Raw genomic sequence first — 25,116 nt, forward strand, 5'->3', positions numbered from 1 at the left:
GGGCCTTTTCTTTTTTAATACAACATCAAACAGCCGAATGGTTCAATGCTGACCGTAAGCTTATTATTATTTTTAAAAATTACTCCAGACAATAAATCAGTTAATTCGTTCTTATCAGCTCGATATGGGCTAAGCTCTAGTTGGTAAGGGTTTGGAGAATTATTGATAATCAGCCCTATCTTTTCGTGCTCCACACCTCGTATGTAACCAAGCACATTACGAACTTCATCAGTAAACCAAGGACGGAAGGAGCCTTTGCGCAGAACCTCATGACTTTTTCTCAGAGAAATCAACTGTTGATACCACTTATGCAGCACTGCATTCTGAGCTTGTTCTTGCCATATCATAGCTTTTCTACAGTGGGGGTCCGTCGCCCCTTCCATCCCAACCTCATCCCCGTAATAGATCATTGGAATGCCGATATAGGTCATCTGGAAAAAAACAGCCAGCATCATACGTTCAACAGCGGTACCCAAGCGGTCCCAACCACGCCCACCTTCTTTACATGCCGTAAGAAACCGCAGGGTATCATGGCTGCCAAGCAACTGAAACATAGCCGAATTCGCCTGGTCATTATACAACGCCTCCTGATGGAGCAATTGCTCCATAAAGCGAACTGGCCCCGTCGATTGTTCCGCAAAAAATTCTAATACTGCATCACGAAGCACATAATTCATTCCTCCATCGAACTGATCCCCTCTAAGCCATGGCCCAGAAGCATGCATAATCTCACCGATCAGCAGGATTTCAGGATATTCAGATTTGAGTTCTTGCCGAAACCGGGACCAAAAACGCGGATTAACTTCATTGGCCACATCCAGACGCCAGCCGTCAATCCCTGTCTCGCGCACCCAATACTTCGCAACCTCAATCATGTAATTCGCCGTATCCGGATTATCCATGTTCAGCTTTGGCATATGCGCTTCAGCTTTGGCAAACGTTTCATAATTGGGTACAGGAGTCTGCGTAACCGGAAAGGAATGAATGAAGAACCAATCTTTATACGGAGATTGCTCTCCTTTTGCCAACACATCCTTAAACGCGAAAAAGCGATCTCCCGAATGATTAAACACAGCATCTAAAATCACTTTGATTCCATGCCTGTGCGCCTGGCTGACCAGTGCCTTCAATCCTTCCGTATCCCCAAATACTGGATCAACCTTATAGTAATCGGAGGTATTATATTTATGTTCTGAAGGAGACTCAAATACAGGCGTCATATAAACAACGTTTACTCCTAACTGTTGCAGGTAGGGCATTTTGTCAGAGATGCCTTGTAAGGTCCCTTCGTTATAACTGCTGGGATAGATTTGATAGGTTACTGCATCCATGCTCCATGAAGGTAACTTCAACGCCTCAGAATGATGGAGATATGCATATTGAAAAGAACCCGCGCGTTCCCGGTTCTCCGACGCCCCTCTCTCTCCATACCAGACATATTCACCAGCAGGATTAGTTACATGGAATAGATATCTGCATTTTTTAGTAGGGGTCTCAATGACCGCTTCATGTATCTCATAAACACCTGCCGACCCAATCCGCTCCATCTGCAAAGGAACTTCATGCCCCGGAGAATCATAACGGTCTGAGTAGATGACGGTACAGGATAATTGTTGTCCAGCTTGCGTGAACAGTCTGAGCTTCAAGATGCCCGTACCCATAGGATAGGCAAACGGATCTTCACTTGTATGATATAAAAACCATGTATGAGGCATAACTTCTAAACTCCTTTTTATACTTTTATCGTTAAATCTATGAGACTTATTGTGATTAGAGAGACTGCTAAATTTGTGTTATTATGGTTACAAATACCGTTCCGGATTATGAGGGGAAGACAATGAAAGTAACCATTTCTGATATTGCCAAAGCAGCCAATGTGGCTAAATCTACCGTATCCAAAGTATTAAACGATTCCCCAAAAATATCACAGGAAACGAAACACAAAGTTCGCGAAATTATGAAGCAAATGAACTATACACCAAGTAGTATCGCTACCGGATTAGCCAGACAAAGCAGCTGTAATATTGGTCTTCTGGTCGATATGTCCAAGGAAAGTGAATTTCTAAACCAGTTTTTCTACAACATCATCGGTGGAATAGAAAGTGTAATTGCACCTTTAAAATACGAGCTGACTATTTCCAATGTGCAGCATAGTAGTCCGGAAGGACATTTTCTAAATAGACTTGTATTCAGCAAACGTGTCGACGGAATCATAGCGAATAACTCCGTACTAACGGAAGAGCTTTGCGAAGAACTGAACCGCTTGGAGTTTCCCTACATCTCCATCGGCGAAATTATGACTCCCGGAAGCTGGGTTGATTTCGATAATGAAGCAGGCGGCAGCATGCTGACCTCACATTTAATAAAGCAGGGGTACTCCAAAATAGCCTTCATAGGCGGGCAGCAGCAGGAAAAGATTTATACTCATCGTCTGAGTGGATATTTGCAAGCATTGCAGCAAGCAGATCTTGCCGATCAGCAGCAATGGATTATCAATTGTAAGGCTGATGAACATGAGAGCTATCTTGCTGCACTTGAGCTTCTACAGAGCGAAGATCGACCAGACTCCGTAGTATGCATGAACAGCTATGTTGCCTTCGGGGTGCTTCAAGCTGCAAAATCACTGGATATTCATGTTCCCTCACAGCTCGGCATTGCCGCATTTGATGAATATCCTCTGTCCCGTTACACTACGCCTCCTCTAACCTCGCTAAATATCGACACCTTCCAGCTGGGGGTATCTTCAGGCGAGCTGCTGATGCAACGCATTCGTAACAACAACATACCCTCTAGGCATTTGCTTCTCGAGCCAGAACTCATTCCTCGTGAGTCAACTATGAGATCCCAGTTCCCGGCGGGAACTTAGTGAAGAGGCAGGAAGCTTGGTTGCGCTGAGTGCTGTTTCGGTTTGATTATCTTGAGTAACTAACTGAGCTTGATTGAGCTTGTGTAGCTGACTGAACTTTATTGCGCTGCGTGCTGTTTCGGTTTGATTGTTTGAGTAACTAACTGAGCTTGATTGAGCTTGTGTAGCTGACTGAACTTTATTGCGCTGCGTGCTGATTCGGCTTGATTGTCTGGAGTAACTGCTTTAGCTTGATAGAATTTGAGTAGCCAAAATGGCTACATCGGATTTAATTGCATTTTGTGCAATAGATATCCTTATAGGATGGGTAACATTCGATTTAATTGCACTTTGTGCAGTCAAAACTCGTGAAATCGGCAAAAAACAGCCTTTTTCCTGAATTCTACTGCACAAAATACAGTTAAATCTTTCTACCAGCTTCAAACAGAAAGTTTAATTGTACTTTATGCAATTAAAAAGCTTCATACTGCTTACCAAGGAGCGGCCCCATACGGGAGCCGCTCCTTGGTGTGTTTAAGCTGTAGATATTATGAAGCTTATAGATCCTTCCAGCGCTGAACCGTCAGATTTACGGTTTGTGCACCGCCTGATGGCGTAAGGGTTCGATTGGAAAGATCCGATCCATTCGAATTCACCTCCACATTAGTCCAAGCACCTCGTGTAACTTTGTATTGAATTGCTGTTCCCGCCGGTAGACTTAGTGTGATGGAGTAAATACCATCACTACCCTTCGTCAGTTGGTAGTTCGGATCTGCCGCATTCCAGCTATTGAAGGAACCGGAGAGATAAACGGGATCACTCACAGGAGTAGACGCAGGAACAGTTGCTCGGAATGTAACACTATCCGCTTGTGGCTCTCCTGCGGTGATGTTACCATTCACCATACTCCAGGTGCCCGCAGCAAAATGATAGTTATTGCCTCCATTGTTATCCCATGTGCCACTGCCATTATTAAAGGCTGCGGTCAGCCCAGCTGCCGTGTCCAACTGAATCGTAACCGCCTTATATCCTGTAAAAGCAGAAGCTTGAAGCTGCTCGCCTGGAGACGTCGTCCAGACCGTTGAACCATCGAGCTTATAATGGATATAAGAGCTGCTATAAGCCGCATTCTTATAATAGATCGTTGCCGTGCTGCCGACAGGTGTTGCCGTTGGTGTTGGTGTTGGCGTTACGGTTGGTGTCGGTGTCGGCGTTACCGTTGGCGTCGGTGTTGGCGTTACGGTTGGTGTCGGTGTCGGCGTTACCGTCGGAGTTGGCGTTGGTGTTACCGTCGGTGTCGGTGTCGGCGTTACCGTTGGTGTCGGCGTCACGGGTCCACCCGATTGAATATTGCCAGTTGGTGTATAGGTCCAGGTGCCGGCACTAAATAAATAGTTGCTGCCCCCGTTACTGTCCCAAGTGCCGCTGCCATTGTTAAAGCAAGCTTCAAGCTGGCTGGCTGAGCCAATATTAATCGTTATTTTGTTGTAGCCTGCTACATCAGAGACAGGTATCGCCACACCCGGTGATGTCGTCCAAGTTCCTCCTGCAGGACGATAATGAATATAAGGCGAGGTATAGCCCTGCTTATAGTAAATAGTGACACTGTTCCCCGCTGGTGTTGTCACTGAAGCAATCGCGCTAAGGAGGGATAGATTGCCTGCTGCATCCATTGCTTTTACCGTATAGTCATACGTAGTACTGGCAGATAATCCGTTATCCGTATATGAAGTAGTTGCGGATGTACCCACTTTTACGCCGTTGCGATAAATTTCATATCCGGTCACACCTACATTGTCGGTGGAAGCGGTCCAGCTTACTAAAGCACTGGATGCATTTTGAACGGTTGCGGTCACGTTAGTGGGTACAGTTGGAGCAACTGTATCTGTAGGAAGCTGTTGTTTGGCATAGATTTTGGCTGCATTTGCACCCACGGTTACAGTGATCTGCTTGCCAGTTGCTCCACCCGATTGTACGGTTACCGTATCCGAAGTGTTCAACTGGTTATAAAGAACCGTCCCGACTGCCAAGCTGCTCTCTGCACGCAGTGGAATGGTAACGGTCTGCGAGCCGCTGGATTTATTACTGAATACGGAGATAACTTCCTGCCCCAGATTAGTTCCAGTGTCAATACGACGTGAAAAAGCATATAAGTTCTGTGCAGACCACATTTCACGTTGAGTGCCTGTACGGAGTGCCGGATTATTTTTCCGAATCTCATTAAGTTTGGCTACGTGCTTGTAGGTGCTGGCATTCTCATTAAAATAATTCTCTATTACATTGCCGTTTGCATCCCGTTTCACCATTGACCAGCGGTTCCAGGTATCGGCGATGCCTCCCGTCATAATCTGCCCATTACCATTGCCTTTGTTCTGTTCCGTACCTTGGAAGACAACGGGTGTTCCACGCACTGTAAAAATAAAACTCAAAGCGTTCTGCAGCTTATCTACGCTTCCTCCAGCTTCTGTGAGAAAACGATTGCGGTCATGATTGTCGATAAAGGTAACCATGTGATTGGCATTTCCGTTATAGTAGGAATCCTGTGCCAAGGTGCTTTTAATATTGGAGTCAAAAGACTGCCCATATGCGAAGCTATTTAGAACGGAGAAGAACATTGGGAAATCAAGCATGCCCCACTCCTTGTTGTTGCCGACCCAGCGCGAGACAAATTCAGCATTGCCGTCAAAATTCTCGCCAAAGGTATTAACCCCCAGATAATTTTGCAATTCACCAATATCAGTCGGCTTCATCAGCTTGGCTGCGTCTACACGCGCACCATCTGCCCCTGTATAGTCAAACCAGCCTTTAATCGAATCAAATATGGCCTTTTTAGCAGCAGGGACATCGAAGTCAATGTCATCCAGTCCGCCTAAATCATGATTTTCTAAGTAATCCTGTGCCCATTGATCGTATCTTCCGTCTGCCAAAGACCAGTTGATATCTCCGTTATGGTGATACCAAGCCGGGTTATTGAAAGGAGCTGCTGGCTGCAGACTAGGGATATCATAGTAGGCTTGGGTACCCAGCATATAATCCCCGATATGGTTTGGCACAACGTCTATAACCACCTTGATGCCAACCGCATGTGCGGAATCCACTAACTCCTTCAGCTTCTCCTTTGTACCGAAGTAGGGATTGGCTGCGTTAGGGTCCTTAACGTTGTACCCGTGATACGCCGTGTTTTTACCACTGCCATTGTTCTCCCGATTCGTCATTTGCGGCTCCGCCACTGGGGAAATCCAGATCGCGGTGTAGCCCATATTTTTAATATAAGACAGCTTGTCGATCACTCCTTGCCAATCTCCGCCTTTCATATAACGGAAATCTTCTTCAGAGTTCTCGCCATAGCGAATTGCCGCTCCCGTAGCATTGTTGGAAGAGTCCCCGTCATTAAACCGGTCAACCATAATCTGATAAATGGTATCATTCTCGTTAATCGTACCGATGCTGGCTGCATCTGCCTGTTGTGGCGCTAAGACGAATAAATTAATCACAGTAGAAAGAAGAATAGATGTAATCAGAACGGGCACGTACCATAACTTACGTTTCATCGCGCGCATCTCCCTCTCTTATTAAAGCGTATTCATAACACACTAAAACCTACTTCTTGGATTAAAAACGACCTTTCCAGCGATGTTTTTGGCATAGAAACAAACGAATTTTAGGGAAACCGGTTTCCCTACTAAAAATTACCATGACACAAGACGCATTGTCAAGCCTTAAAATTGAAATGCACAACAAAAAAAGAGCTCCTATTTAGGAAGCTCTTGGGGTTGAATATTTACTGTTTGAGTTCAGCGTCCCGCCGTCTGAATAAACTGCAAGACCTCATTCATAATTCGGTCCTTCTCTTCACAATGGCACACCATATGACCACTGTTGTCGACCATCAGCACCTGTTTTTGGGTCGCCTTGATCATATGATGTCGTAGGTAATCGGCGCTTCTAGTCTTCACTAGATGATCTCTTTTTCCTTGCACGATCAGGGTTGGAGTCTCAATATGCGGATAGACAGAAAAGCTCTCACGAACCAATCGCTGGAACTCTCGAGTTGCTTTTGGAGGCGTTGAACTGAATTTACTAATATAAGTTTTTAGCATGGAAAAGCTCCCAAGGGTCTTAATAATTTCTACAGGATTCAGCGGAAACACAGGGGTAGACAACAAAGTGAGAGATTTAATCCAAGGTTTATAGCGCACGGAAAGATGTGAAGCAATAAGAGCACCGGTTGAAAAACCGATCAGATGAACGCCGTCATTTGTCTTTAACAGCTCTGTTAATTCATCCTCAGCACTTTGCTGCCAATCATGTCGATCCGAATGCAGTAGATCATTCCTGCTGCCCCCGTGCCCCTTCAGGGTAAATGTTCTGGAACGATAATTATGCTGCTCCATAAACTGGGACAAGGGAGAGATTTCATGCTCACCTCCGGTAAAGCCATGAATAAATAAACAACTTTCCATAATTGTCCCTCTTTTCACATTCCATACTGAATTCCAACTTTATTGTATAATGCCAATCCCCTTTATTTTCTATTCATTCCAACCTTCTATGTAAAACCTTAACCAAATGATGTCAAGGTTTACCACCGTTATAGGTTCAAAAAAAAATATAAACTCTATTGCTCCCACCAAAGAAGACCAAGTGCAGAAGTAATCGTTAAGCCTACAGCCGAGCTAGATGAAGTTACGTTAGCACAAATAGCAGTCCCCGGCGGAACGATGATGCTGCCCGTAAAGTTCTGTGAGAAAGCGCCTGGAGCTAATTGATAATTGTAAAGCGTCGTCCCCCCGCTAATTGCCGCTGTTGAAGATTGAACGGTCATCGCACTTGTAGCCGCGCTTCCGAGATTATTATTGGTTGGTGTCAAGGTTGCAGGAGAGGTTAACGTCCCTCCTTTTACAATTGTAAAGCTTCCAGACATAGCCGATAGCAGAGAAGATCCGCCGATACTGCCGCTAATACGAGAGATATATACGGTTTTCCCGCTACCAGCAGCATTACTAATCCGAATAGAAGTAATTGCAGAAATAAGACTAAGTACGACCAAACTAGACGCGGATGTGTTGGTAGAATACAAGACCGCAGCCTTCGAAGCACTTATTTCAGGTGGCGCGCTGATATCCGGAGATTGGAAGGTATTGACCATATCCACAAAAAGAGGTTGATCATTGTCGTTAAACACATATTGATTAGGCATGATTATCCCCTCCCATTTCTAATATTCCCACCAACTAATAGATGTTGTCGCTGCTGAAGTTCCCGATGCAATCGTGATGGACGTGGTTATAGAATTTCCGGGAGGAACAACGATTTGTCCAGTAAAATCAACAATGACGGGCCCCGCTGCCAGTAATAAAGATACTAGAGTGGCCGGACCTCCCGTAGGGGCAGCAGTCGAGGTTCTGGCCGTCATCACACTGGTTAACGCACTTCCAAAATTAAAATTTATCGGTGTAACGGTAGTCCCGGTGACCGTAGCGTTCCGAAGCAGAGATAAAGTAACAGCAGCTGTTGCCGAGCTAGCTGCAACCCGGGATACATACAATGTACGTCCGCTGCCTGCCGGATTACTAATCTGAACAACTAACGGTGCAGCAGTCGTTACCGTAGAAGTAAAAGGGATTCCAAACAATAGCCCCGCCTTAGCCGCTCCTCCCTCCGGAGCTGAATCTATACCAGGTGCAACATACGTGTTGACTTGTTCTGTAAAGAGTGGCTGGCTACTCTGATTAAAGACTGAATCGTTTGGCATGCGCTATCCTCCCCGTACTTGAGCTTATCTTATTTTATGCCGCTCTAAGTAACAGGTTGTTTGGGAATGTGCGTATTTTTGCTTTTCCAGCCCAATCACCTCTTATTTTTCACCATATATTATTATCACCATTCGAATGGCTAAGGATTGTCCCTAACGGTTCGCGGCTTATTGAACTGCGGTTTATTGATGCTCAGGGCTCAAACGACGGTTAGGGTCCTTTTATGGATAGGGTTCCAGAAAACCCGTAGGAGGTGAATGAAATCCATAACGGTCTGGAACTAAAAAAGCGCAGCAAAATAAAACACTCAAAAAAACAGGGGAATTGTTCTAGAAATCCGCAATCATTTCCACCTCCAAAGGGTCGAAGAAACCGCCGTAAGGTGACGATCAGTCCTTTATTTTCCGAGCATCAATTTATCGGATTCCCCGTGTCCAGCTCCATTTCACCTCTGCCTTGGCAAAAAAGCGGAACTAAAACGATGATCTCTTACGCAGTTATGAACCAAGGAGACCACCCTGTTAGCGTCCGCTTGGAGATTAGTCCGAACAGTTTTGATTCTTTTATAGATTCAGAAGAGATCGTGGCTGCAAAAGAAATGAAGGTGCTAGTGCCAAGCAGATTTTTAAAGTGGACTCGGATATCCGCCTCCACGCAACAGTCAACGGGTTTAGGCAAAATTGATGTATACGTCCAAGCCCAGTCTATAGGTATGAGTTAACAATTTTATAAGAGAGGGACGAGGAACTTTGCCTAACTACAGCTCTTTTCAAGCTAATCCCGATAATCTACGAACGCTTATTTTTGGCCGGGATGCCTCGCTGATTGATCATCCGCTCACTACAGATCCAGGCGGAAATCTAACGACAATTATCCTAGATGGTACGATTTCCAATATACTCGGAGCTACCATCACTGCGGGTACTTTGTCCTCCGCAGGTACGGTTACCAACATTCTTAACGGGACCATTACTAGCGTACTCGGAGCTACCATCACTGCGGGTACTTTGTCCTCCGCAGGTACGGTTACCAACATTCTTAACGGGACGATCACTAGCGTACTCGGAGCTACCATCACAGCTGGTACTTTGTCTTCCGCAGGTACCATTACCAACATTCTTAACGGGACTATTACTAGCGTACTTGGAGCTACCATCACAGCTGGTACTTTGTCTTCCGCAGGTACCATTTCTAACATTCTCGAAGGCACGATTACTAGCGTGCTCGGAGCTACCATCACTGCGGGTACTTTGTCCTCCGCAGGTACGGTTACCAACATTCTTAACGGGACTATTACTAGCGTACTTGGAGCTACCATCACAGCGGGTACTTTGTCTTCCGCAGGTACCATTTCTAACATTCTCGAAGGCACGATTACTAGCGTGCTCGGAGCTACGATTACGGCTGGTACCATTACTAGTGTGCTAGGGGCTACGATCACAGCCGGTACTCTGTCCTCCGCAGGTACAGTAACCAATCTCTTAAACGGGACCATTACCAGCGTGCTTGGAGCCACAATCACCGCGGGTACTTTGTCCTCAGCAGGTACAGTAACCAATCTCTTAAACGGGACCATTACCAGCGTGCTCGGAGCCACGATCACTGCGGGTACTCTGTCTTCGGCTGGTACAGTTACCAATCTCTTAAACGGGACCATTACCAGCGTGCTCGGAGCCACGATCACTGCGGGTACTCTGTCCTCAGCAGGTACGGTCACCAACCTCCTAAACGGGACCATTACCAGCGTACTTGGAGCTACGATCACTGCGGGTACTTTGTCCTCCGCAGGTACAGTAACCAATCTCTTAAACGGGACCATTACCAGCGTGCTCGGAGCCACGATCACTGCGGGTACTCTGTCCTCAGCAGGTACGGTCACCAATCTCTTAAACGGGACCATTACCAGCGTGCTCGGAGCCACCATTACGGCTGGTACGCTCAGTAGTGTGACCTCTATTTCACAACGCAGCTTTATCGAACAGACAACGACGGGTATTGCAACTGCTAATGCCTATACTCCACTGCCAGCAGTGACTACGAGCGTATTGGGGACCTATTCCTTTTTCATCAATAACACTGGAGCTAACCCGGTCAACACACGAGTAGAAATCAGTGCTGACGGAACGAACTATTTCGTCGATACCACAGGAGATAATCCTTTAGCAGCAGGTTCTATCGATGTCATAGTTCCAGCCAGATTCCTGAAATATACACGCTTATCCTATCAATCAACGAATGCAGGGGCCGCCTCAACAATCAATGTAAGTTTCAACGCACAGGGAACGTAATGCAGATGCCCATCATATGTTGTAAGAAAGAGTGCATGGATATCCATGTGCTTTTTCTTTTGATAGCAAAAGCTGATTTCTACTTCTACATATGTAACAAGGAGGAAACAACGTGAACAATATTACGCTTGGCGTCCACCTCATCGTTAACAATGAAGCTGATCTTCTGCCCCACTGTCTCACAAGCGTAGCAGGTGTTGACGAGATTGTGGTCATAGATACAGGCTCTACTGACGAATCCATAGCTATTTCCCAAGCGCACGGGGCTAGAGTATTCCAACGGGAATGGACAGAAAACTTTGCTGCAGCACGTAACGAAGGTCTCGATCAGGCGGATACCGATTGGATTCTAGTCCTTGATGCCGATGAACGCCTGCAAACTCCACTTCCGGAACTCCGCAGCCTCCTGCAAAACACGCAAGCTCAGGCTTTTACAGTACACATTGATAATTGGCTTGGCGTTCGGCCTGAGGATAAGGTAAAGCACAGTGCGGTTCGTTTATTCCGAAATGGACAGGGTTATCGATATAGCGGAAGAATTCATGAAGGAATTGACGCTGCAATCCTTAAATCACATAACATCTCGGCGATTGAGCATAGTGATATTGAGATTGAACACTTCGGATATTTGCCGGAAATCATGGCACGAAAAAATAAAATCAAACGCAATGAGCAGCTGCTGCGACTCGCTTTAGCCGAACAACCGGAAGATCCTTTTCACTCGTATAATTTAGCAGTCACCTGCTGTCAGGACGGTCGTCTTCTGGAAGCAGAGACATTACTTCGCCAGACCCTTCACCATGTGCCACTTGAAGCTTCCTACCGTCCTACGATGATTAGAGATCTCTGTAAAATTTATCTGACTCAAGGAAAAACGAATATCATAGATCCCTTGCTGTTGCCTGAATTGGAGCGTTATGAGGATTACCCTGACCTGCATTTTTTATTAGGCCAATCTTTGGAGAGTCAAGGCTTGTTAGAACGTGCTTTTCAAGCTTATCAGCGTGCAGCATCCATTTCTGGAGATCAGGTTAGTCAAAAATATGTATCTGAGCAAGGGATGAACACCTTCCGCCCACTTTATCGACTAGGCTTAATCTCAGAGCGGCTTGAGCTTCAGGAGGACGCTGCGAGATTCTACCACCGTGCGCTTCAACACCACTCTTTATATAGGCCTGCCTTGCAGGGAATAGCTTCTGCTTTTCAACGCTTAGCTGTACCCGATGAGGAGATTGCCGGCTTGCTGATACAAATCGTCCCCCCAACTAATGCTGCCCAACGAGCTGCGATCATTGACAGCTTATTTGCGATAAATGCTAATGAGACCATCACTAACTTATCCCGAGACACTTTTCCCTTGGAATTAGAGACGGCAAATTGGATGATCTCTTCACTCCTGATCACCGGCAAGCTAGAGGACGCCTATACAACCATAAGACAAATGACCTCCTTAGCTACGCAAGATAACCATGATTTAGAATATCTGAAAAAGTGGCCTACCCTCTGGGCTATTTGCTCTTGGTCGCTTTTTGGAGAATTCCACAATGACCTGCTAACCTATGTACCAGACGAACTTCGTTTCGGACTGCAATACATTCAGAAGTGCCACCAGCAACAAAAGGTAGATCCCGCTGAAGCAGAGGTAGATTCATTACCATTACATTCCTCATTCATTTCAGATTTGATCGAACAATCAGTAAAACTACACCAGCCCGAGTTAAGCGACGCTTTGGTAAAGCTGTTCCCTACCTTTCGGTCTGAATTAGCCGCAGCATTATATAAAGAAGGCAATAGGAATGCGGCAGGTGAGCATTTTATCAGGTTAGTTAGCGATCAAGCCGCTGATGCGAAGGTTCTTTTTTATATAGGTGAGATGGTCTTTGACAAAGGGCATTACACGGAAGCCAGTGAATGGTTTCAACAAGCGCTGGAGCAGATGCCTGAGCATGAGGCTGCCCGAGTGGGTTTAGCACTCTGTTACCTTCAGCAAGCGAAGCATAGCATGGAGGAGGCACTAAACAGCTTGGATGCAGCTAACGTTCATGGTCCACTGCAAACGGATATTGGTGCCATCCATAAATCCATCTTTTTACTAAATCGTACACCGTGGCATACACAGTGGAGCTTCCGCCAGAGTGAGGGGAGGACAGCCAAATGAGCATGCCCAGCCAAAAACCTCTGATTTCTCTATGCATGATCGTTAAGAACGAAGCAGATAACCTAAACCAATGTTTAAAAAGTGTACGTGGTATCGCCGATGAGATTATTGTAGTCGATACTGGCTCTACTGACTCCACGCTACAAATTGCTCTAAGCTTTGGAGCTAAAGTTGTTCACCATACTTGGAATGGCGATTTTGCCGCTGCCCGCAACGCGGGTCTTCAGCAAGCCCACGGACAATGGATTCTCATTCTGGATGGAGACGAGGAACTGGATGCGAAAAGTAAGGGGGAGCTGTTGCTGTGTGCGGAGCATTTGGAGTATGAAGCTTTTTTTCTGCGCATTCATAATCATAAAGGTTTAACCGCAGCTTCACAGACCATTACTGTTAATCCGATTATCCGGCTATTCCGTAACCGCCCGCAGTACCGTTTCAGCGGCATCATCCACGAACAGATTGCAGAAACGATCGTAAAAGCTACACCCAAAGCAGCAATGCATTTAAGCAACGTAGTCATCCATCATTACGGTTATGCAGACGGCGTAGTAGCAAAAAAAGATAAGATCAAACGAAATGTTGAGCTGCTCAAGGAACAGCTAAAGTTAAATCCCAATGACCCCTTCCACCATTTCAATATGGCTGTTGAATATATGCGGCTTGGTGAATATCAACCGGCTCTAGAGCATATCAAAAGATCACTTAACGAAGCTCCACCCGACACAAGTTATGTTCATCTGCTGCACAAATATCAAATCCGCTGCCTGGCAGAATTAAAAGATTTCAACGCGGCGCTGGAAGCTTGCGACTCAGGGATAACCTTACATCCAGATTATCCTGACTTGGCTCATATCAAAGGTGTGCTGCTGTTTCAAATGGGGGCCCTAGTTGAGGCCAAAACAGCATTGCTGCAAGCCTTAGTCATTGGAGAAGCTCCTTCCGGTTACCATACCGAGTCCGGATTCGGATCTTATTTGACATTTTATTTGCTGGGACAGTTATGCGAAGAAATAGGCGATGAGACCGAGGCCTGTGTCTGTTATACCAAAGCTGCTCAGCTTCATCCCGAGCCAACGCCCATTATAACCCGACTGATCCGAGCCTTAAAATGTGCTGAGCGCGAAAATGAAATTTTGGGCTGGCTTCACGCTCATCTACCCGAATACACAGCCGCTAAAAGCGGACTTCTCTTAGATTTATTGCGGATTGAGGGATGTGAAGAGGCAGCAAAACAGCTGATGAAGACCACAGGGCAGTCCTCATCTAATGACTCGTTATTCAACCCAGCCTATCACCCAGGGCGTTCGGAGCTTTTGTTGGCGGATCGTCTGCTTGCCTCCCTCACTTCTTCAACCCCCTATTCTCCAGCGGCTAAAAGAGTGCGACTCGCACTTCCACTGCCCAGAGTTTCAGATTAGGAAGGACGTATTCCTATGACCACACCGGATATCACACTTTGCATGATTATTAAGAACGAGGCAAACCATCTGGAGAAATGCTTATCCTCTGTGCGCGGGCTAGTGTCTGAGATTATCATTGCGGATACAGGCTCAGAGGATAACAGTAAAGAAATCGCTCAGAGGTTCGGTGCAAAGATTATCGACATTCCTTGGGAAAATGATTTTTCCAAAGCGCGGAATATAAGCCTAGAGTATGCAACTTCCGCTTGGGTTCTGGTACTGGATGCTGATGAGGCTGTGGATCATTGGAGTGAGGAGCTGCTCCAGCCCTTGCTTGGTGCCGAGTATATTCATGGGTATTGGCTGCCCATTATCCACTATGTCGGTGAAATACCTGAAGCGGATTTTGTTACAGATCATGTCTGTCGATTATTCAAAAATGATAAAAGAATTATTTTTCGTGGAAGTATTCATGAGGAGATTGCCAGCAGCATTTGGGAGCTTCCAGCTGGGGAGATCACTTATGCAGATTTGCGTATTTTCCACTACGGATATTTAGAAGATGAACTGATGCGTAAAAATAAATATAACCGCAATTTAGCACTCATCAACAGGGGTCTGCGGCTTCAACCGAACCATCTTTTTCTTCGTTACGCGTTAGGGGCAGAGTATTATCAGCAGGGTCAATATAAAGAAGCGGCAGAGATCCTCCTTCCGCTGCTCACCGATGCTCCAGCCCCTTCCGGTTATGTCTCAGATATTTACCTTAAGACGGCGTACGCCTTACAACTATGTGGCCGAAAGCAGGAAGCCGAGGAAGTTTTTCGTACGGGGAGCGGTCTTTTTCCCGATTTCACTGATTTATTAGAAAGCTATGCCCTCCTGTTACTGGAACAAGGGAAGCTCAGCTCAGCCAAGCATTTCTTGGAGAACGCACTTCAGAGCGGAAATACAGCACATAAATACCCTTCTTCCTCAGGCAGTGGAACGTATCGGACAGAACTACTAGCCGGAAGAGTCTGTGAGAAGTTATACCAATATCCGGATGCGTGGAGACATTACGAGGCTGCCATACAACATAAGCCTGATTATAACGAGGCGTGGAAAGAACTCATCCCACTAAGCCTTCTATCTGGAGAGAAGGCACAACTACGAGCATTGACCCACAACCATCTGCACTCTTTATCTCCTGATACTTTGACTTATCTTCTGCCCGCAGCGCTCAATGCCCGCGATCCGGAATGGCAAGCTGAGCTTTCTACAGCCAGCCAGTTACCCTCATCTGTTCAGACTGCATTGCAGGCGATTCTGGAAATAAACAATCAACCGGAACATCTTCAGACACTCGCACCGCTTGAACAGCTGCTTCATGATCCTTCCCATCTTTCCAACCGATCCTTTGTACTTGGCTATCTGTGGGCTTTCTCTTGCCGTATTGGAGATACAGAGTCTGCCATGCGCTGGCTTGTCTGTCTATTGCCTTACAGACCGGGGATTTTATCGATCCATCATATTTTAGCAGGGAATTATAGCCTTAAAGCTGATCTTTCGGATCTAAGCTATGCAGCACAATTGCTGCTTCAGACTGGTGCTTGGAATAGTTTATTAGCACTTTATCGCCATTCGGAAGGATCTTCCTTACACTGGTCCAGTCTGCCGCAGCCCTTACTCTACGGATTACTTGAAGCCCCCACCTCCATAAAAAAACAATGGTGCTCTATTTATGTCAGCAAGCACCCTCAATATCATACACCTGCGGACTGTACCGAGTGGCAATTATACGCTGCGATAGCCTACTCCTGTGGAGAGATGCCCATCCTTCATGTAGAGGATGAAGCCGCTTTGCGTAGAGTCGGGGGGGCTACCGCAGCCGTGAGCCTCGCTTATTACAAGCTGCAGCTCGCAGCAGAAGTATATCCGCAAGGGATACCATCAGCTCATATCCCTTCTGCGCTGCTTCTGAGATCTGCCAGCCGGACTTAGCCGGTTGGCAGATCAGATGCGGATTTCAAAGCTCCTCTTGCCATTCCACCAGATGGGGCTGCTCATCAAGGATAGATTCGTACTGCTCCAGACTACCCCAGCGCCCCTCTGGATCAAGCTCCAGGTAACGCGAGTATTTTCGCCGAAGCTCCTCAGGGGATATCGCCCAACCATAATGTTTCACACGCAGCTCGGTAAGAAACCCCGGCAATACCGAATAAGAGAGCGGAAGTCTTGGCACATGATGATCCATTTTCGGAAAAAAATAATGAAAGTTCGGCAAATAGCGGACTAGTGTACGGGTATGCTTCGTGTGGATATTCCAATGCTCATCTTCACGGTAATGTGTGGTGCCGCCCCAAAAATCAAATAATCGGAAGGATACCCAGTCATACACATCCTGATCGATGAGTCGCCTCATCTCCCGTTTAGCAGACTCTTCATAGAACTCATCGGCGTCCACAGACAGCAGCCAATCCGGATTCGTAGATACCGCCAGCTCCCACAATGTTTGCCGTAGCTCCCATTCACGGTTAAACAAAGAGCTTTGCAGGGTTACGAGCTTCTTAACTTTGGCAAAAGAGAGACATAACTGAGCCGTATGATCTGTACTTCCATCATCCACGATCACAATATCATCCACGAACTCACTTAATTCCTCCAGCACCTGCTCTAAATACCTTCCGGCTTCGTTCCTAACCTGCATAATAGCGGTCAGACGGTTGCCTGATGTTTTGCGGAGTGGCCCTCTATGACTACTCATCCTCCACTCTCCTTCTCAATCGTCTTACAGCCTCTTCGAGATCTGCCATCTCTGACAAAAGTGGCCATGCCTGATTGTCTTGCCCTCCTGCATTTAAAAAGCTGCGAATGGCCTCGTGCCGCCTGCCATACAGCAAGTGTATGGTGCCTTCCATGGCTTCATCCACATTTTCTTCCTGCTCATGTTGCAGCACTATTGCCTTTTCCCATTGAAAAGTCCGCACATAATTTTGCACCAGCAACGCTTTTGCCTCGGGAGAAGTTAGCGGACTTAAAATTCTTACTGCCGCTGCCTCATCCTCATTCAGGTGGAACAACTCCGCGCGAACCAGTTCATCCTGCCCGGAATGGAGCCAGCCCTCCATCCTTTCTACTGCTTGCTTCTCCTCTGCGGTAAATGCTGTAATCGCAAATTGGCGGACCGCCGTTTCCAAATTCCCTGTCTTGGCTTCTATTGCAGAAAAAAACCGGAAGTGTGAAATAAGGCAATCCAAATATTCATACAGCACCATTAACTCAAAGGATTGCGCCAGATATCGATTCGCTGTGGAGTCCCCAAGCAAATACAAATAAGATGCTGCCAAATAATGTACAACAGGCTGGCTGGGCAGCTTGGCGCACATCGAGGTATAATAATCCGCCCTAAGCTGGAGTTGAATCCTAAACCAGTCCGTAGCAAGGAGGGGCTCCTCCTGCCATAAGTTCTCAATCGCCTTACTCCACAACATCTCATAATCTGTCAGAAAATAAATCCGCTCGCGCTGACATACAACTCCATACGATTCCTGCTGATCCCCGTCGAGATAAATAATATTCTCCCTGCACAAGCTCTGCTCCAAATAGATCCGTTCTGACCGGGTTCCTACTAGATCGGCCTTTGCTCCAAGCAAGCCGCTGTATTTATCCCATAAGACCTTATTTTCTTCTTCCGGACAGCGCTCTAATAAAGCCACTATATATCCCGCTTGCAAAGAAAGAACCTCTGGTAGCCAATAGGGAGAAGAGACCAGAAATGTGTACTCCCTCGCCTTGAGAGTATGAATATCCGCGATCATTACCGGCTTGATCTGGCTGTTAGTCTGCTGCTCAAGAGTCATTCTTCCGGCAAAACAGACCTCTTCCCGCTCGGGCAGAAGATCCAACAGTCTTTTATATTCGTATTCCTCCCAGGAGCCTCTGCTCAGAATTAAATATTTCATGACTGCGCCTCCTTGCCCCTGCTCCTATCTGCCTTCTTCCCCTGCGGTTCGGACAAATCCCCCACATAACCTATAGTTAGTGAAGCTTCAGGGTGAAGCTGCAATTGGTGCGAAGTAGACGCCTTACAGGTAATCACTCCAGGCACATTCCCGCCTTTATGAGCAACTCGCTCTAATGGAAAAACAATTCCCGAAGGGTCCCCCCTAAGCAACCGCCCCACCTCTTCGTCCATATCCGTAGATAAACTAACGATCAGATCCGCGGAACCTTGGGTGATCGCCTTCACTACCCGTTCAACGTAATATTTCTCATACCTGATAGAGTCTGATAAATACACAGTTATCTCACTCTCAAATAATGCAGATGCATTCTTCAAAGCCCGCAGCCAAGCCTCTTGACCACGAACTGCAATCACTACATCCTGTTCATTTACTGGCAAGCCGGAAGCTGTGTTCATCCATCTGTCCTTGATCCAGATCCAGCGAATATTCTTGTAGCTCTGCTGCTCCTGTGTAGCTGCCCATTCCTGCGGAAGATGGTCCCCATTCCCATCCTCTTCACAATAAACAATCGCCGTCACTAATGGCGTTTGCAAGGTTGCCTTACCGAGTGGAATAACAGGTTGTGTTGATTGTAAGAATCCATTCTGCGGTACAAGATGTTCTTCGGCTTCTAAGACATCTTCCAGTGCCCATTTTGTACTATACGCCTGCCAGCCATCCGCAAGTGTTGGTCCGTTCATCCTTCTCTGGCCCCTATCAAGTGAATGTATAGCATGAACATACACAGCATCACTTAGCGCCAGCTTGGCTCCAGACTGCCGCGCTCGAAGACACCAATCGGCAATCATAAGAGACCGCACTTGAAGCGAGGTGTCCAACCCTCCGATACGCTGAAGCAGCTCTTTAGAGAACAGGAGGCAAGAACCCGTTAGTACATCCATCTCTCGCCATTCTCCTTGATGCCGGCCAAGATTGTAGCTTACATGAGCAGCAAACTCATCATAGGTGCCGAAGTGAAGACGTTTCTTCCCTTCCCCTCTTTCGGTTGAAGAGCGAGGGGCCACCACCTTAACTGAAGCGTCATCAAAAGGAACCCACAATAGCTCACTTAGCCAGCCAGGCGATACCATGATCGAATCTTCAAGCAAAACCGCGAAACTGGTTTCGATCTGTGCCAAAGCCTGGTTAGGCATGTACTCCTCCTTTTCATAAGGAAGAAAGAGAATCGACTGCTCCGGTGAGAACTGTTCCGCTAAAGTTTCCATAGGAAAATCAGGAGTCATCGCCACAGCAATAATGCGCACAGACTCTCCAGAATGGAGCAGCAGCAAGGGTAAGCAAGCTGCGGCACATTCCAGGCGGCTTAGCTCAACTACAAGGGTAAGTCCATCTTTACTCGGCAGTGGAAGTAGTCCCGTGCGCTCCAAGAACCCATACCTTCCCGCCAAGCGTTCCACATTCAGAGATTCTTGCGACATTAGGATTCACGCTCCATTTATTAAAGCTGTTCTACCTATAGTCTATGAGCGCTGAAGCGTGATATCCCCTTAATTTCCTCCGCCCGCGCCTTTGTCTTCTTCCGTATGATCTGCACCCGTACTCGCGGGATCGGTTGCCGCTGGAGACGAGCTGTTATCTTTCTGACTGTTACTGGTGGTATCCTTGCCCTGATCCACTACTCCACTCTTATCCCCGCCTACAGCTGGAGCAGGAATGGCAATTCCCGGAGCACTGCTGCCGTTCGCCCCCACAGGTTGACCTTGATTATCGTAATAATACATAGGTACATCTCCAACAACCATCAGATAAGACACAGGAATTTCTGTATCCACTACCTGCGGCTCCATATCAAAAGGAATGACGACTGCAACCTCTGTCACAATATGAATGTATACCTCGACCAGAATCATATTGATCCCAGCGTTTTGCTGGCGGGTGCTGAGTTCAACCTTAACCGCACCTTGTGGTTCAATCTTGATCGGAATATCGGGTCCATAAGAAGCAATAAGGGGACTGCCCAGCGCTTGCCCCAGCGGAATATATTCTGTTCGATTATGCAATTCCTGCAGCGTAGACTGAATGACCTGTGCCGCTTGCGAAGTAATACGCATATGCTCCGCGTAGTTGAGCATGAACCCTGATATTTTCCCGTTCTTATCCGTCTTCCAATCAATTAGCTCTTCCGCATTCCCTCCATTCGCAACCTGTGAGGTAATCGCCTTATTAATCGATTCCGTAGCGATTTGCTTCACACGTATTTGTGCTAAATGCAGGATGGGCGGTTTCATATGCAGCTCCACATAGCGCAAGGATTGCAGCACCAGCACAAGTATTACTAAGGATGCTATCAGCCAAAATTTACGTCGGCTTCTTGGCTTATGTGTTCTTCCGCCTGCAACCGTTACCTTACTCTCTGGCCGGCTGGATAATCTAAAGCGGCCTTTGCTACGTTTGGCTTCAAAGCGCGTACGCTGCGGCCTAACCGCTGCCCGGCTGGGTTTTGACTTGAATGCGGAGCTTCTCGCTGAGAATCTCCGATTCGTGTCCCCATTTATTTTTGGCAGCCGAAAATGGCCTAGATCAGGTATTCTCAGCCTTCGGTTTCCCCATTTTTTCAATCTGCCCATTGCAACAGTCCCTCCCGCCTTACGCAGAGGTCAAGCCACCTCCACTTAATTTAAGGTATTCGCTAAGAGGACAAAAAAGAAGAACGTTCCCTCCGGCAAACTGCGCCTGAAGTAACGTTCTTCATCCTTTAGATCATGAACTGGGAAGATGATATTAGTGCATTCTGCTCCGCTTATCCTCCTGCAAATGGTCCCAATGACGCCGAATAAAGATGCCAATGAGAATAGCTATAAACACCGCATACCAGGTAAGATAACCATTCCATTCTTCACGCGGAACAATTAGGGTGGATCCGATCGTACCGAATAACCATATATAAGACAAATTACCAAGTACGGTTCCCCATATAAAAGATGAGGCTTTAATCGGTGAAACAGCAGACATGAAATTGATTACATTATTCGGAATAATCGGGATCGTACGCAATAGCACCAGTGTCCAAATCCCATATCGATCCAAGTAACGTTGCCATTTATCATAGCGCTTCAGTTTGCTTCTCCATTTTCGGTCAAACCAGTTATACAGATATCGCCGAATGAGAAAATACATCAGTATTCCGCCCAGATTGCAGGCCAGCCAACTGATCAGCATGCCTCCAATTACGTTAAAAACAGAGACATGCAGCACGATCAAAATTACGAATGGAAAAAATCCTAATATACTCTGCAAAAGTGCGAGCGGGATGGTCACGAATAAAATAGATGGCCCGCTAAGGCCCAGCGTTTGCAGCAGCCAATCAATCCAGGTATTTATGGTCTCTGTCATGAAGCAGTCTCCTCTCTTGACTCCTTGCAGCAGCTGCCTCCTGATTTACTTTGACAAAGCATAAGTCTAAGTGTGTAAACTAGGTATCCATTCTTATTGAAATATAAGCAGGGTACACTAAGAGCTTGTAATACTTTGCTTATATTCCCAAGAAAAACACCCCTTACGGGGTGTTTTATTGAATGAGCTTGCTTATGAAGTGTAATGTGTAAAGAACAGTAGTTAGCGTACAAGTTACATTTTTGTTTCCATTTATTCTTCACATCATAACACAGTTTTTAATCTACTTACAATTCTATACCTGCAACCCAAGCATTCACTTTATCCGGATTGCTTTCCACCCAAGTTTTAGCGGCTTCTTCTGGGGACTTCCCACCCTGAACCTCGATCATTACTTTGGCCATATCTTCTGCTGTCCATTCGAATTGATCCAGGAATTTGTAGACATTGGGCATGTCATCTTTCAGACCTTGGCGAACCATCGTGTGGATCTGTTCATCCGCACCGTAAACCCCTTTTGGATCTTCCAGATATTTCAGATCCATATTGGCGAACATCCAGTGCGGTGTCCAGCCTGTAACAACGATTGGCTCGTTGTTGTCATAAGCCTTTTGCAGTTCCTGAGCCATCGCTGCGGATGAGCTTTCAAGAAGTGTGTAATCGCTAAGATCATATTCCGCGATAGCCTTTTCTGTGGTTGTCATAATGCCGGCACCTGGCTCAATGCCGATAATGCGATTGTTCAGCTTTGCTGCCATATCACTGTTCTTCAAGTCTTCAATAGAGTTAATATCCATATAGGCCGGAACAGCCAAGCCAACCTTAGTTCCATTTAGATTTGCACCCAAATCTTCAATTTTTGCACCGTACTTCTCTAAATAAGCCGCATGGGTGCTTGGCAGCCAAGCTGCAACCATTCCATCCGCACTACCGTCTGCAACCCCAGCCCACATTGGACCAGCATCTACCTGCAGCATTTCAACGGTAGCTCCAAGCTTAGTTTCAAGTACTTCCTTTACTACATAAGTACTCGCAATTTCCGAATCCCATGCTACATATGCTAATTTTACCTTCTCTTTACTTGATGAAGAACATCCAGCAATAACAGCAATCATCATAATAACTAACAGGAATACCCCTATATTTTTCTTCTTCATTTATTTAAAACTCCTATCTTTGTTTTGGTTTTAGTGCGTTCTGTGTCAAACGGTCCAGCAGAATGGCGATAATAACGATCGCAATCCCTGCTTCGAATCCGTCTCCTGTCTTAGCCTGTGATACCGCACGGTATACATAGGCACCCACGCCCTGTGCACCAATCATCGATGAGATAACAACCATTGACAGTGACAACATTATGGTCTGGTTCACACCTGCCATAATTGTTGGTAAAGCGATTGGAAGCTGCAATTTAACTAATTTCTGAGTAGGTGTCGATCCGAAAGCATCTGCTGCCTCCACCAGTTCCTCCGAAACCTGACGAATTCCGAGATTGGTCAAGCGAATCGTTGGCGGAATTGCAAAAATAATCGAAGCAATAACCCCTGGAACTACGCCCAATGAGAAAAAGGATACTGCTGGCAATAAATATACAAAAGCCGGCATCGTCTGCATAAAGTCCAAAATAGGCGTAACTATATTTCTAACGGTATTTCTCTGCGCACATAAAATACCAATCGGCACACCAATTACTACAGCCAATATCGAGGCGGTTAGAACAAGGGCCAAGGACTGCATAGAAGGTCCCCATAATCCAAGATTATCAATCAGAAGCAGCCCAATGACCGCAAATAGTGCCATGCGCCATTTACCGATCCAATAAGACAAAGCTGCAATAAGCACGATAAGTACTAATGCTGGCAGGAAGGTAAGTGCATTTTCAATGCCAGCCACCATACCACCGATAATCGAATGGATGAAGTCAAACAGGGGCCCACAATAAGTCGTCAGCCAATTTTCCAACCACTCGAGTGCCTTTCCCAAAGGCAGTTTAGGAATGTCCATTATAATCCTCCTTCCGGTACCGCGTTGCCGGCGAGTGCGGAAAGAACGGCTCCTTTAATCACAATACCCTTCAATTTATCCGCTTCATCTACGACGGCTACAGGCAAATGTGTCTCAGATATTAATTCAAAGAAATCATTGAGTAGCGTTTCCGGTTGAACACGTGGGATTTCTCTCCGCGTTACTTCCAGAATAGATTTATTATCATTCAGTGCCTTAAGGGCATCCTCAGCTGTAATAACACCCAGAAGCTTATTTTCCTTGTCCACTACATACAGACTGAATATACCACTGTCACGCATTAATTGAAGCGCTACCCGAGGCCCGCGTTCAGGTCTGACTGTTTCCGGCTGACGCATTACATGAGCTGCAGTCAACACCTTGGACAAGTCCACATCCTCCACGAATCGCTCTACATATTTATTGGCAGGTTGGATGAGGATTTCTTCCGGTGTACCAATTTGCACAATGACTCCGTCCTTCATCAGTGCGATCCGATCTCCAATCCGCAAAGCTTCGTCTAGATCATGAGTGATAAACACGATGGTCTTCTTCACTCTGGCCTGTAATTCCAGCAGCTCTTGCTGCATGTCTTTACGAATAAGCGGATCCAGTGCACTAAATGCCTCATCCATAAGCAGGATATCCGGGTCGTTAGCAAGGCCCCGTGCCAGTCCAACACGCTGCTGCATCCCTCCACTGAGTTGATCAGGACGATGATTCTCCCAACCTTTCAGACCTACCAGATGCAAGGCTTCTGTTGCCAGTTCAGTTCTTTTCTTTTTATCTACGCCCTGAACTTCAAGCCCGTATGCTGCATTCTCCAGTACGCTTCGATGTGGAAATAATGCGAACTTCTGAAACACCATGCCGATATTCTTCCGTCTGAATTGGCGCAGCTGCTCCGGATTCATTTTCACAACATCTTTCCCTTTAAAAAGAACTTGCCCCCCTGTAGGCTCAATCAAGCGGTTCAACAAACGAACCAGCGTCGACTTACCGCTGCCGGACAAACCCATAATGACGAATATTTCTCCTTCTTCAATGCTGAATTCGGCTTTGTTGACTCCGACTGTCAACTTCAATTCCTGAGCAATTTTTTCCTTCGACATCCCTTGCTCTAATAAAGGAATCGCGCGTCCCGCATCATGACCGAATACTTTGGTTAGTTGTTTCACCTCTATAATAGCCATGCCGTCCTCCTTCTCCCGAAATGTTATCCGGGTTTAGTTCACTTATAGTAGTTTACCGGACTATTGAAAATTCATGCAAACACCATATACGGATAAAATTTAGTGTACAGTTTTAACTTTATGAACTTTATG

General features: G+C 46.3%; 19 protein-coding genes. 6 read left to right on the plus strand and 13 right to left on the minus strand.

Annotated features, from left to right (window positions below; genetic code table 11):
* Positions 1-14: 14 nt before the first annotated feature.
* Positions 15-1,715 (minus strand): glycoside hydrolase family 13 protein, encoded by a 1,701-nt coding sequence (locus tag MHH46_RS26915; protein WP_076128007.1) that lies wholly within the window; start codon positions 1,713-1,715, stop codon positions 15-17.
* Between the two features lie 83 nt (positions 1,716-1,798).
* Between MHH46_RS26915 and MHH46_RS26920 the strand changes: the two genes are divergently transcribed.
* A complete protein-coding gene (locus MHH46_RS26920; protein ID WP_405132538.1) occupies positions 1,799-2,866 on the plus strand; it encodes a LacI family DNA-binding transcriptional regulator in 1,068 nt (355 codons plus the stop codon).
* A 536-nt stretch (positions 2,867-3,402) separates the two neighbouring features.
* Here the strand turns inward: MHH46_RS26920 and MHH46_RS26925 are convergent.
* The 4 genes from MHH46_RS26925 to MHH46_RS26940 all read right to left on the minus strand — a co-directional run bounded on the left by MHH46_RS26925 (position 3,403) and on the right by MHH46_RS26940 (position 8,600).
* Positions 3,403-6,396, minus strand: coding sequence for a carbohydrate binding domain-containing protein (locus MHH46_RS26925; protein WP_076193390.1), 2,994 nt, complete (start codon positions 6,394-6,396; stop codon positions 3,403-3,405).
* Between the two features lie 243 nt (positions 6,397-6,639).
* The gene (locus MHH46_RS26930; RefSeq protein WP_036685332.1) at positions 6,640-7,308 is read right to left on the minus strand and encodes a carboxylesterase; all 669 of its coding nucleotides are present in this window, start codon (positions 7,306-7,308) and stop codon (positions 6,640-6,642) included.
* A gap of 155 nt (positions 7,309-7,463) precedes the next feature.
* A complete protein-coding gene (locus MHH46_RS26935; RefSeq protein ID WP_036685335.1) occupies positions 7,464-8,045 on the minus strand; it encodes a hypothetical protein in 582 nt (193 codons plus the stop codon).
* A gap of 18 nt (positions 8,046-8,063) precedes the next feature.
* A complete protein-coding gene (locus tag MHH46_RS26940) occupies positions 8,064-8,600 on the minus strand; it encodes a hypothetical protein (RefSeq protein WP_076128012.1) in 537 nt (178 codons plus the stop codon).
* A gap of 383 nt (positions 8,601-8,983) precedes the next feature.
* Between MHH46_RS26940 and MHH46_RS26945 the strand changes: the two genes are divergently transcribed.
* From MHH46_RS26945 to MHH46_RS26965, 5 genes are all read left to right on the plus strand, one after another.
* On the plus strand, positions 8,984-9,322 hold the full coding sequence (locus MHH46_RS26945) for a DUF6385 domain-containing protein (RefSeq protein WP_076128014.1): 339 nt from the start codon (positions 8,984-8,986) through the stop codon (positions 9,320-9,322).
* Between the two features lie 28 nt (positions 9,323-9,350).
* Positions 9,351-10,889, plus strand: coding sequence for a DUF6385 domain-containing protein (locus MHH46_RS26950; RefSeq protein ID WP_405132539.1), 1,539 nt, complete (start codon positions 9,351-9,353; stop codon positions 10,887-10,889).
* A 112-nt stretch (positions 10,890-11,001) separates the two neighbouring features.
* A complete protein-coding gene (locus MHH46_RS26955; protein WP_076193393.1) occupies positions 11,002-13,047 on the plus strand; it encodes a glycosyltransferase in 2,046 nt (681 codons plus the stop codon).
* Positions 13,044-14,465, plus strand: a complete 1,422-nt coding sequence (locus tag MHH46_RS26960; protein ID WP_076184777.1) for a glycosyltransferase — start codon at positions 13,044-13,046, stop codon at positions 14,463-14,465. The genes MHH46_RS26955 and MHH46_RS26960 overlap by 4 nt, the downstream gene beginning before the upstream one ends.
* Positions 14,466-14,480: 15 nt before the next feature.
* Positions 14,481-16,430: a glycosyltransferase gene (locus MHH46_RS26965; protein WP_076193395.1), complete on the plus strand. Its 1,950-nt coding sequence runs from the start codon at positions 14,481-14,483 to the stop codon at positions 16,428-16,430.
* A 25-nt stretch (positions 16,431-16,455) separates the two neighbouring features.
* Here the strand turns inward: MHH46_RS26965 and MHH46_RS26970 are convergent, their stop codons facing one another.
* The 8 genes from MHH46_RS26970 to MHH46_RS27005 form a co-directional block, all read right to left on the minus strand.
* Positions 16,456-17,193: a glycosyltransferase gene (locus MHH46_RS26970; RefSeq protein WP_076193397.1), complete on the minus strand. Its 738-nt coding sequence runs from the start codon at positions 17,191-17,193 to the stop codon at positions 16,456-16,458.
* Positions 17,186-18,391 (minus strand): hypothetical protein, encoded by a 1,206-nt coding sequence (locus MHH46_RS26975; protein ID WP_076184780.1) that lies wholly within the window; start codon positions 18,389-18,391, stop codon positions 17,186-17,188. The genes MHH46_RS26970 and MHH46_RS26975 overlap by 8 nt, the downstream gene beginning before the upstream one ends.
* The gene (locus tag MHH46_RS26980) at positions 18,388-19,872 is read right to left on the minus strand and encodes a hypothetical protein (protein ID WP_076184781.1); all 1,485 of its coding nucleotides are present in this window, start codon (positions 19,870-19,872) and stop codon (positions 18,388-18,390) included. The genes MHH46_RS26975 and MHH46_RS26980 overlap by 4 nt, the downstream gene beginning before the upstream one ends.
* A gap of 69 nt (positions 19,873-19,941) precedes the next feature.
* Positions 19,942-21,021 (minus strand): sporulation protein YunB, encoded by a 1,080-nt coding sequence (gene yunB / locus MHH46_RS26985; RefSeq protein ID WP_076184782.1) that lies wholly within the window; start codon positions 21,019-21,021, stop codon positions 19,942-19,944.
* Positions 21,022-21,175: 154 nt separating this feature from the next.
* Entirely contained in the window at positions 21,176-21,787 is a 612-nt protein-coding gene (locus MHH46_RS26990; protein WP_076099392.1) for a TVP38/TMEM64 family protein, read from the minus strand.
* Positions 21,788-22,074: 287 nt separating this feature from the next.
* Entirely contained in the window at positions 22,075-22,944 is an 870-nt protein-coding gene (locus tag MHH46_RS26995; protein ID WP_038573223.1) for a glycine betaine ABC transporter substrate-binding protein, read from the minus strand.
* A 13-nt stretch (positions 22,945-22,957) separates the two neighbouring features.
* The gene (locus tag MHH46_RS27000; RefSeq protein WP_076099393.1) at positions 22,958-23,791 is read right to left on the minus strand and encodes a proline/glycine betaine ABC transporter permease; all 834 of its coding nucleotides are present in this window, start codon (positions 23,789-23,791) and stop codon (positions 22,958-22,960) included.
* The gene (locus tag MHH46_RS27005; RefSeq protein ID WP_036685362.1) at positions 23,791-24,984 is read right to left on the minus strand and encodes a glycine betaine/L-proline ABC transporter ATP-binding protein; all 1,194 of its coding nucleotides are present in this window, start codon (positions 24,982-24,984) and stop codon (positions 23,791-23,793) included. Before MHH46_RS27005 ends, MHH46_RS27000 begins: the two co-directional genes overlap by 1 nt.
* Positions 24,985-25,116: the final 132 nt, after the last annotated feature.

This window comes from Paenibacillus sp. FSL H8-0175 (genome assembly GCF_045040615.1).
Classification (GTDB): domain Bacteria; phylum Bacillota; class Bacilli; order Paenibacillales; family Paenibacillaceae; genus Paenibacillus_AQ; species Paenibacillus_AQ odorifer.

Bases quoted from the DNA above. Each gene is read 5' to 3' on its own strand.
- MHH46_RS26995 (WP_038573223.1), bottom strand. From the start codon at position 22,944: ATGAAGAAGAAAAATATAGGGGTATTCCTGTTAGTTATTATGATGATT.
- MHH46_RS26925 (WP_076193390.1), bottom strand. From the start codon at position 6,396: ATGAAACGTAAGTTATGGTACGTGCCCGTTCTGATTACATCTATTCTT.
- MHH46_RS26915 (WP_076128007.1), bottom strand. From the start codon at position 1,715: ATGCCTCATACATGGTTTTTATATCATACAAGTGAAGATCCGTTTGCC.
- yunB (WP_076184782.1), bottom strand. From the start codon at position 21,021: ATGGGCAGATTGAAAAAATGGGGAAACCGAAGGCTGAGAATACCTGAT.
- MHH46_RS26930 (WP_036685332.1), bottom strand. From the start codon at position 7,308: ATGGAAAGTTGTTTATTTATTCATGGCTTTACCGGAGGTGAGCATGAA.
- MHH46_RS27000 (WP_076099393.1), bottom strand. From the start codon at position 23,791: ATGGACATTCCTAAACTGCCTTTGGGAAAGGCACTCGAGTGGTTGGAA.
- MHH46_RS26920 (WP_405132538.1), top strand. From the start codon at position 1,799: ATGGTTACAAATACCGTTCCGGATTATGAGGGGAAGACAATGAAAGTA.
- MHH46_RS26960 (WP_076184777.1), top strand. From the start codon at position 13,044: ATGAGCATGCCCAGCCAAAAACCTCTGATTTCTCTATGCATGATCGTT.
- MHH46_RS26970 (WP_076193397.1), bottom strand. From the start codon at position 17,193: ATGAGTAGTCATAGAGGGCCACTCCGCAAAACATCAGGCAACCGTCTG.
- MHH46_RS26975 (WP_076184780.1), bottom strand. From the start codon at position 18,391: ATGAAATATTTAATTCTGAGCAGAGGCTCCTGGGAGGAATACGAATAT.
- MHH46_RS26935 (WP_036685335.1), bottom strand. From the start codon at position 8,045: ATGCCTAATCAATATGTGTTTAACGACAATGATCAACCTCTTTTTGTG.
- MHH46_RS26980 (WP_076184781.1), bottom strand. From the start codon at position 19,872: ATGTCGCAAGAATCTCTGAATGTGGAACGCTTGGCGGGAAGGTATGGG.
- MHH46_RS27005 (WP_036685362.1), bottom strand. From the start codon at position 24,984: ATGGCTATTATAGAGGTGAAACAACTAACCAAAGTATTCGGTCATGAT.
- MHH46_RS26965 (WP_076193395.1), top strand. From the start codon at position 14,481: ATGACCACACCGGATATCACACTTTGCATGATTATTAAGAACGAGGCA.
- MHH46_RS26940 (WP_076128012.1), bottom strand. From the start codon at position 8,600: ATGCCAAACGATTCAGTCTTTAATCAGAGTAGCCAGCCACTCTTTACA.
- MHH46_RS26990 (WP_076099392.1), bottom strand. From the start codon at position 21,787: ATGACAGAGACCATAAATACCTGGATTGATTGGCTGCTGCAAACGCTG.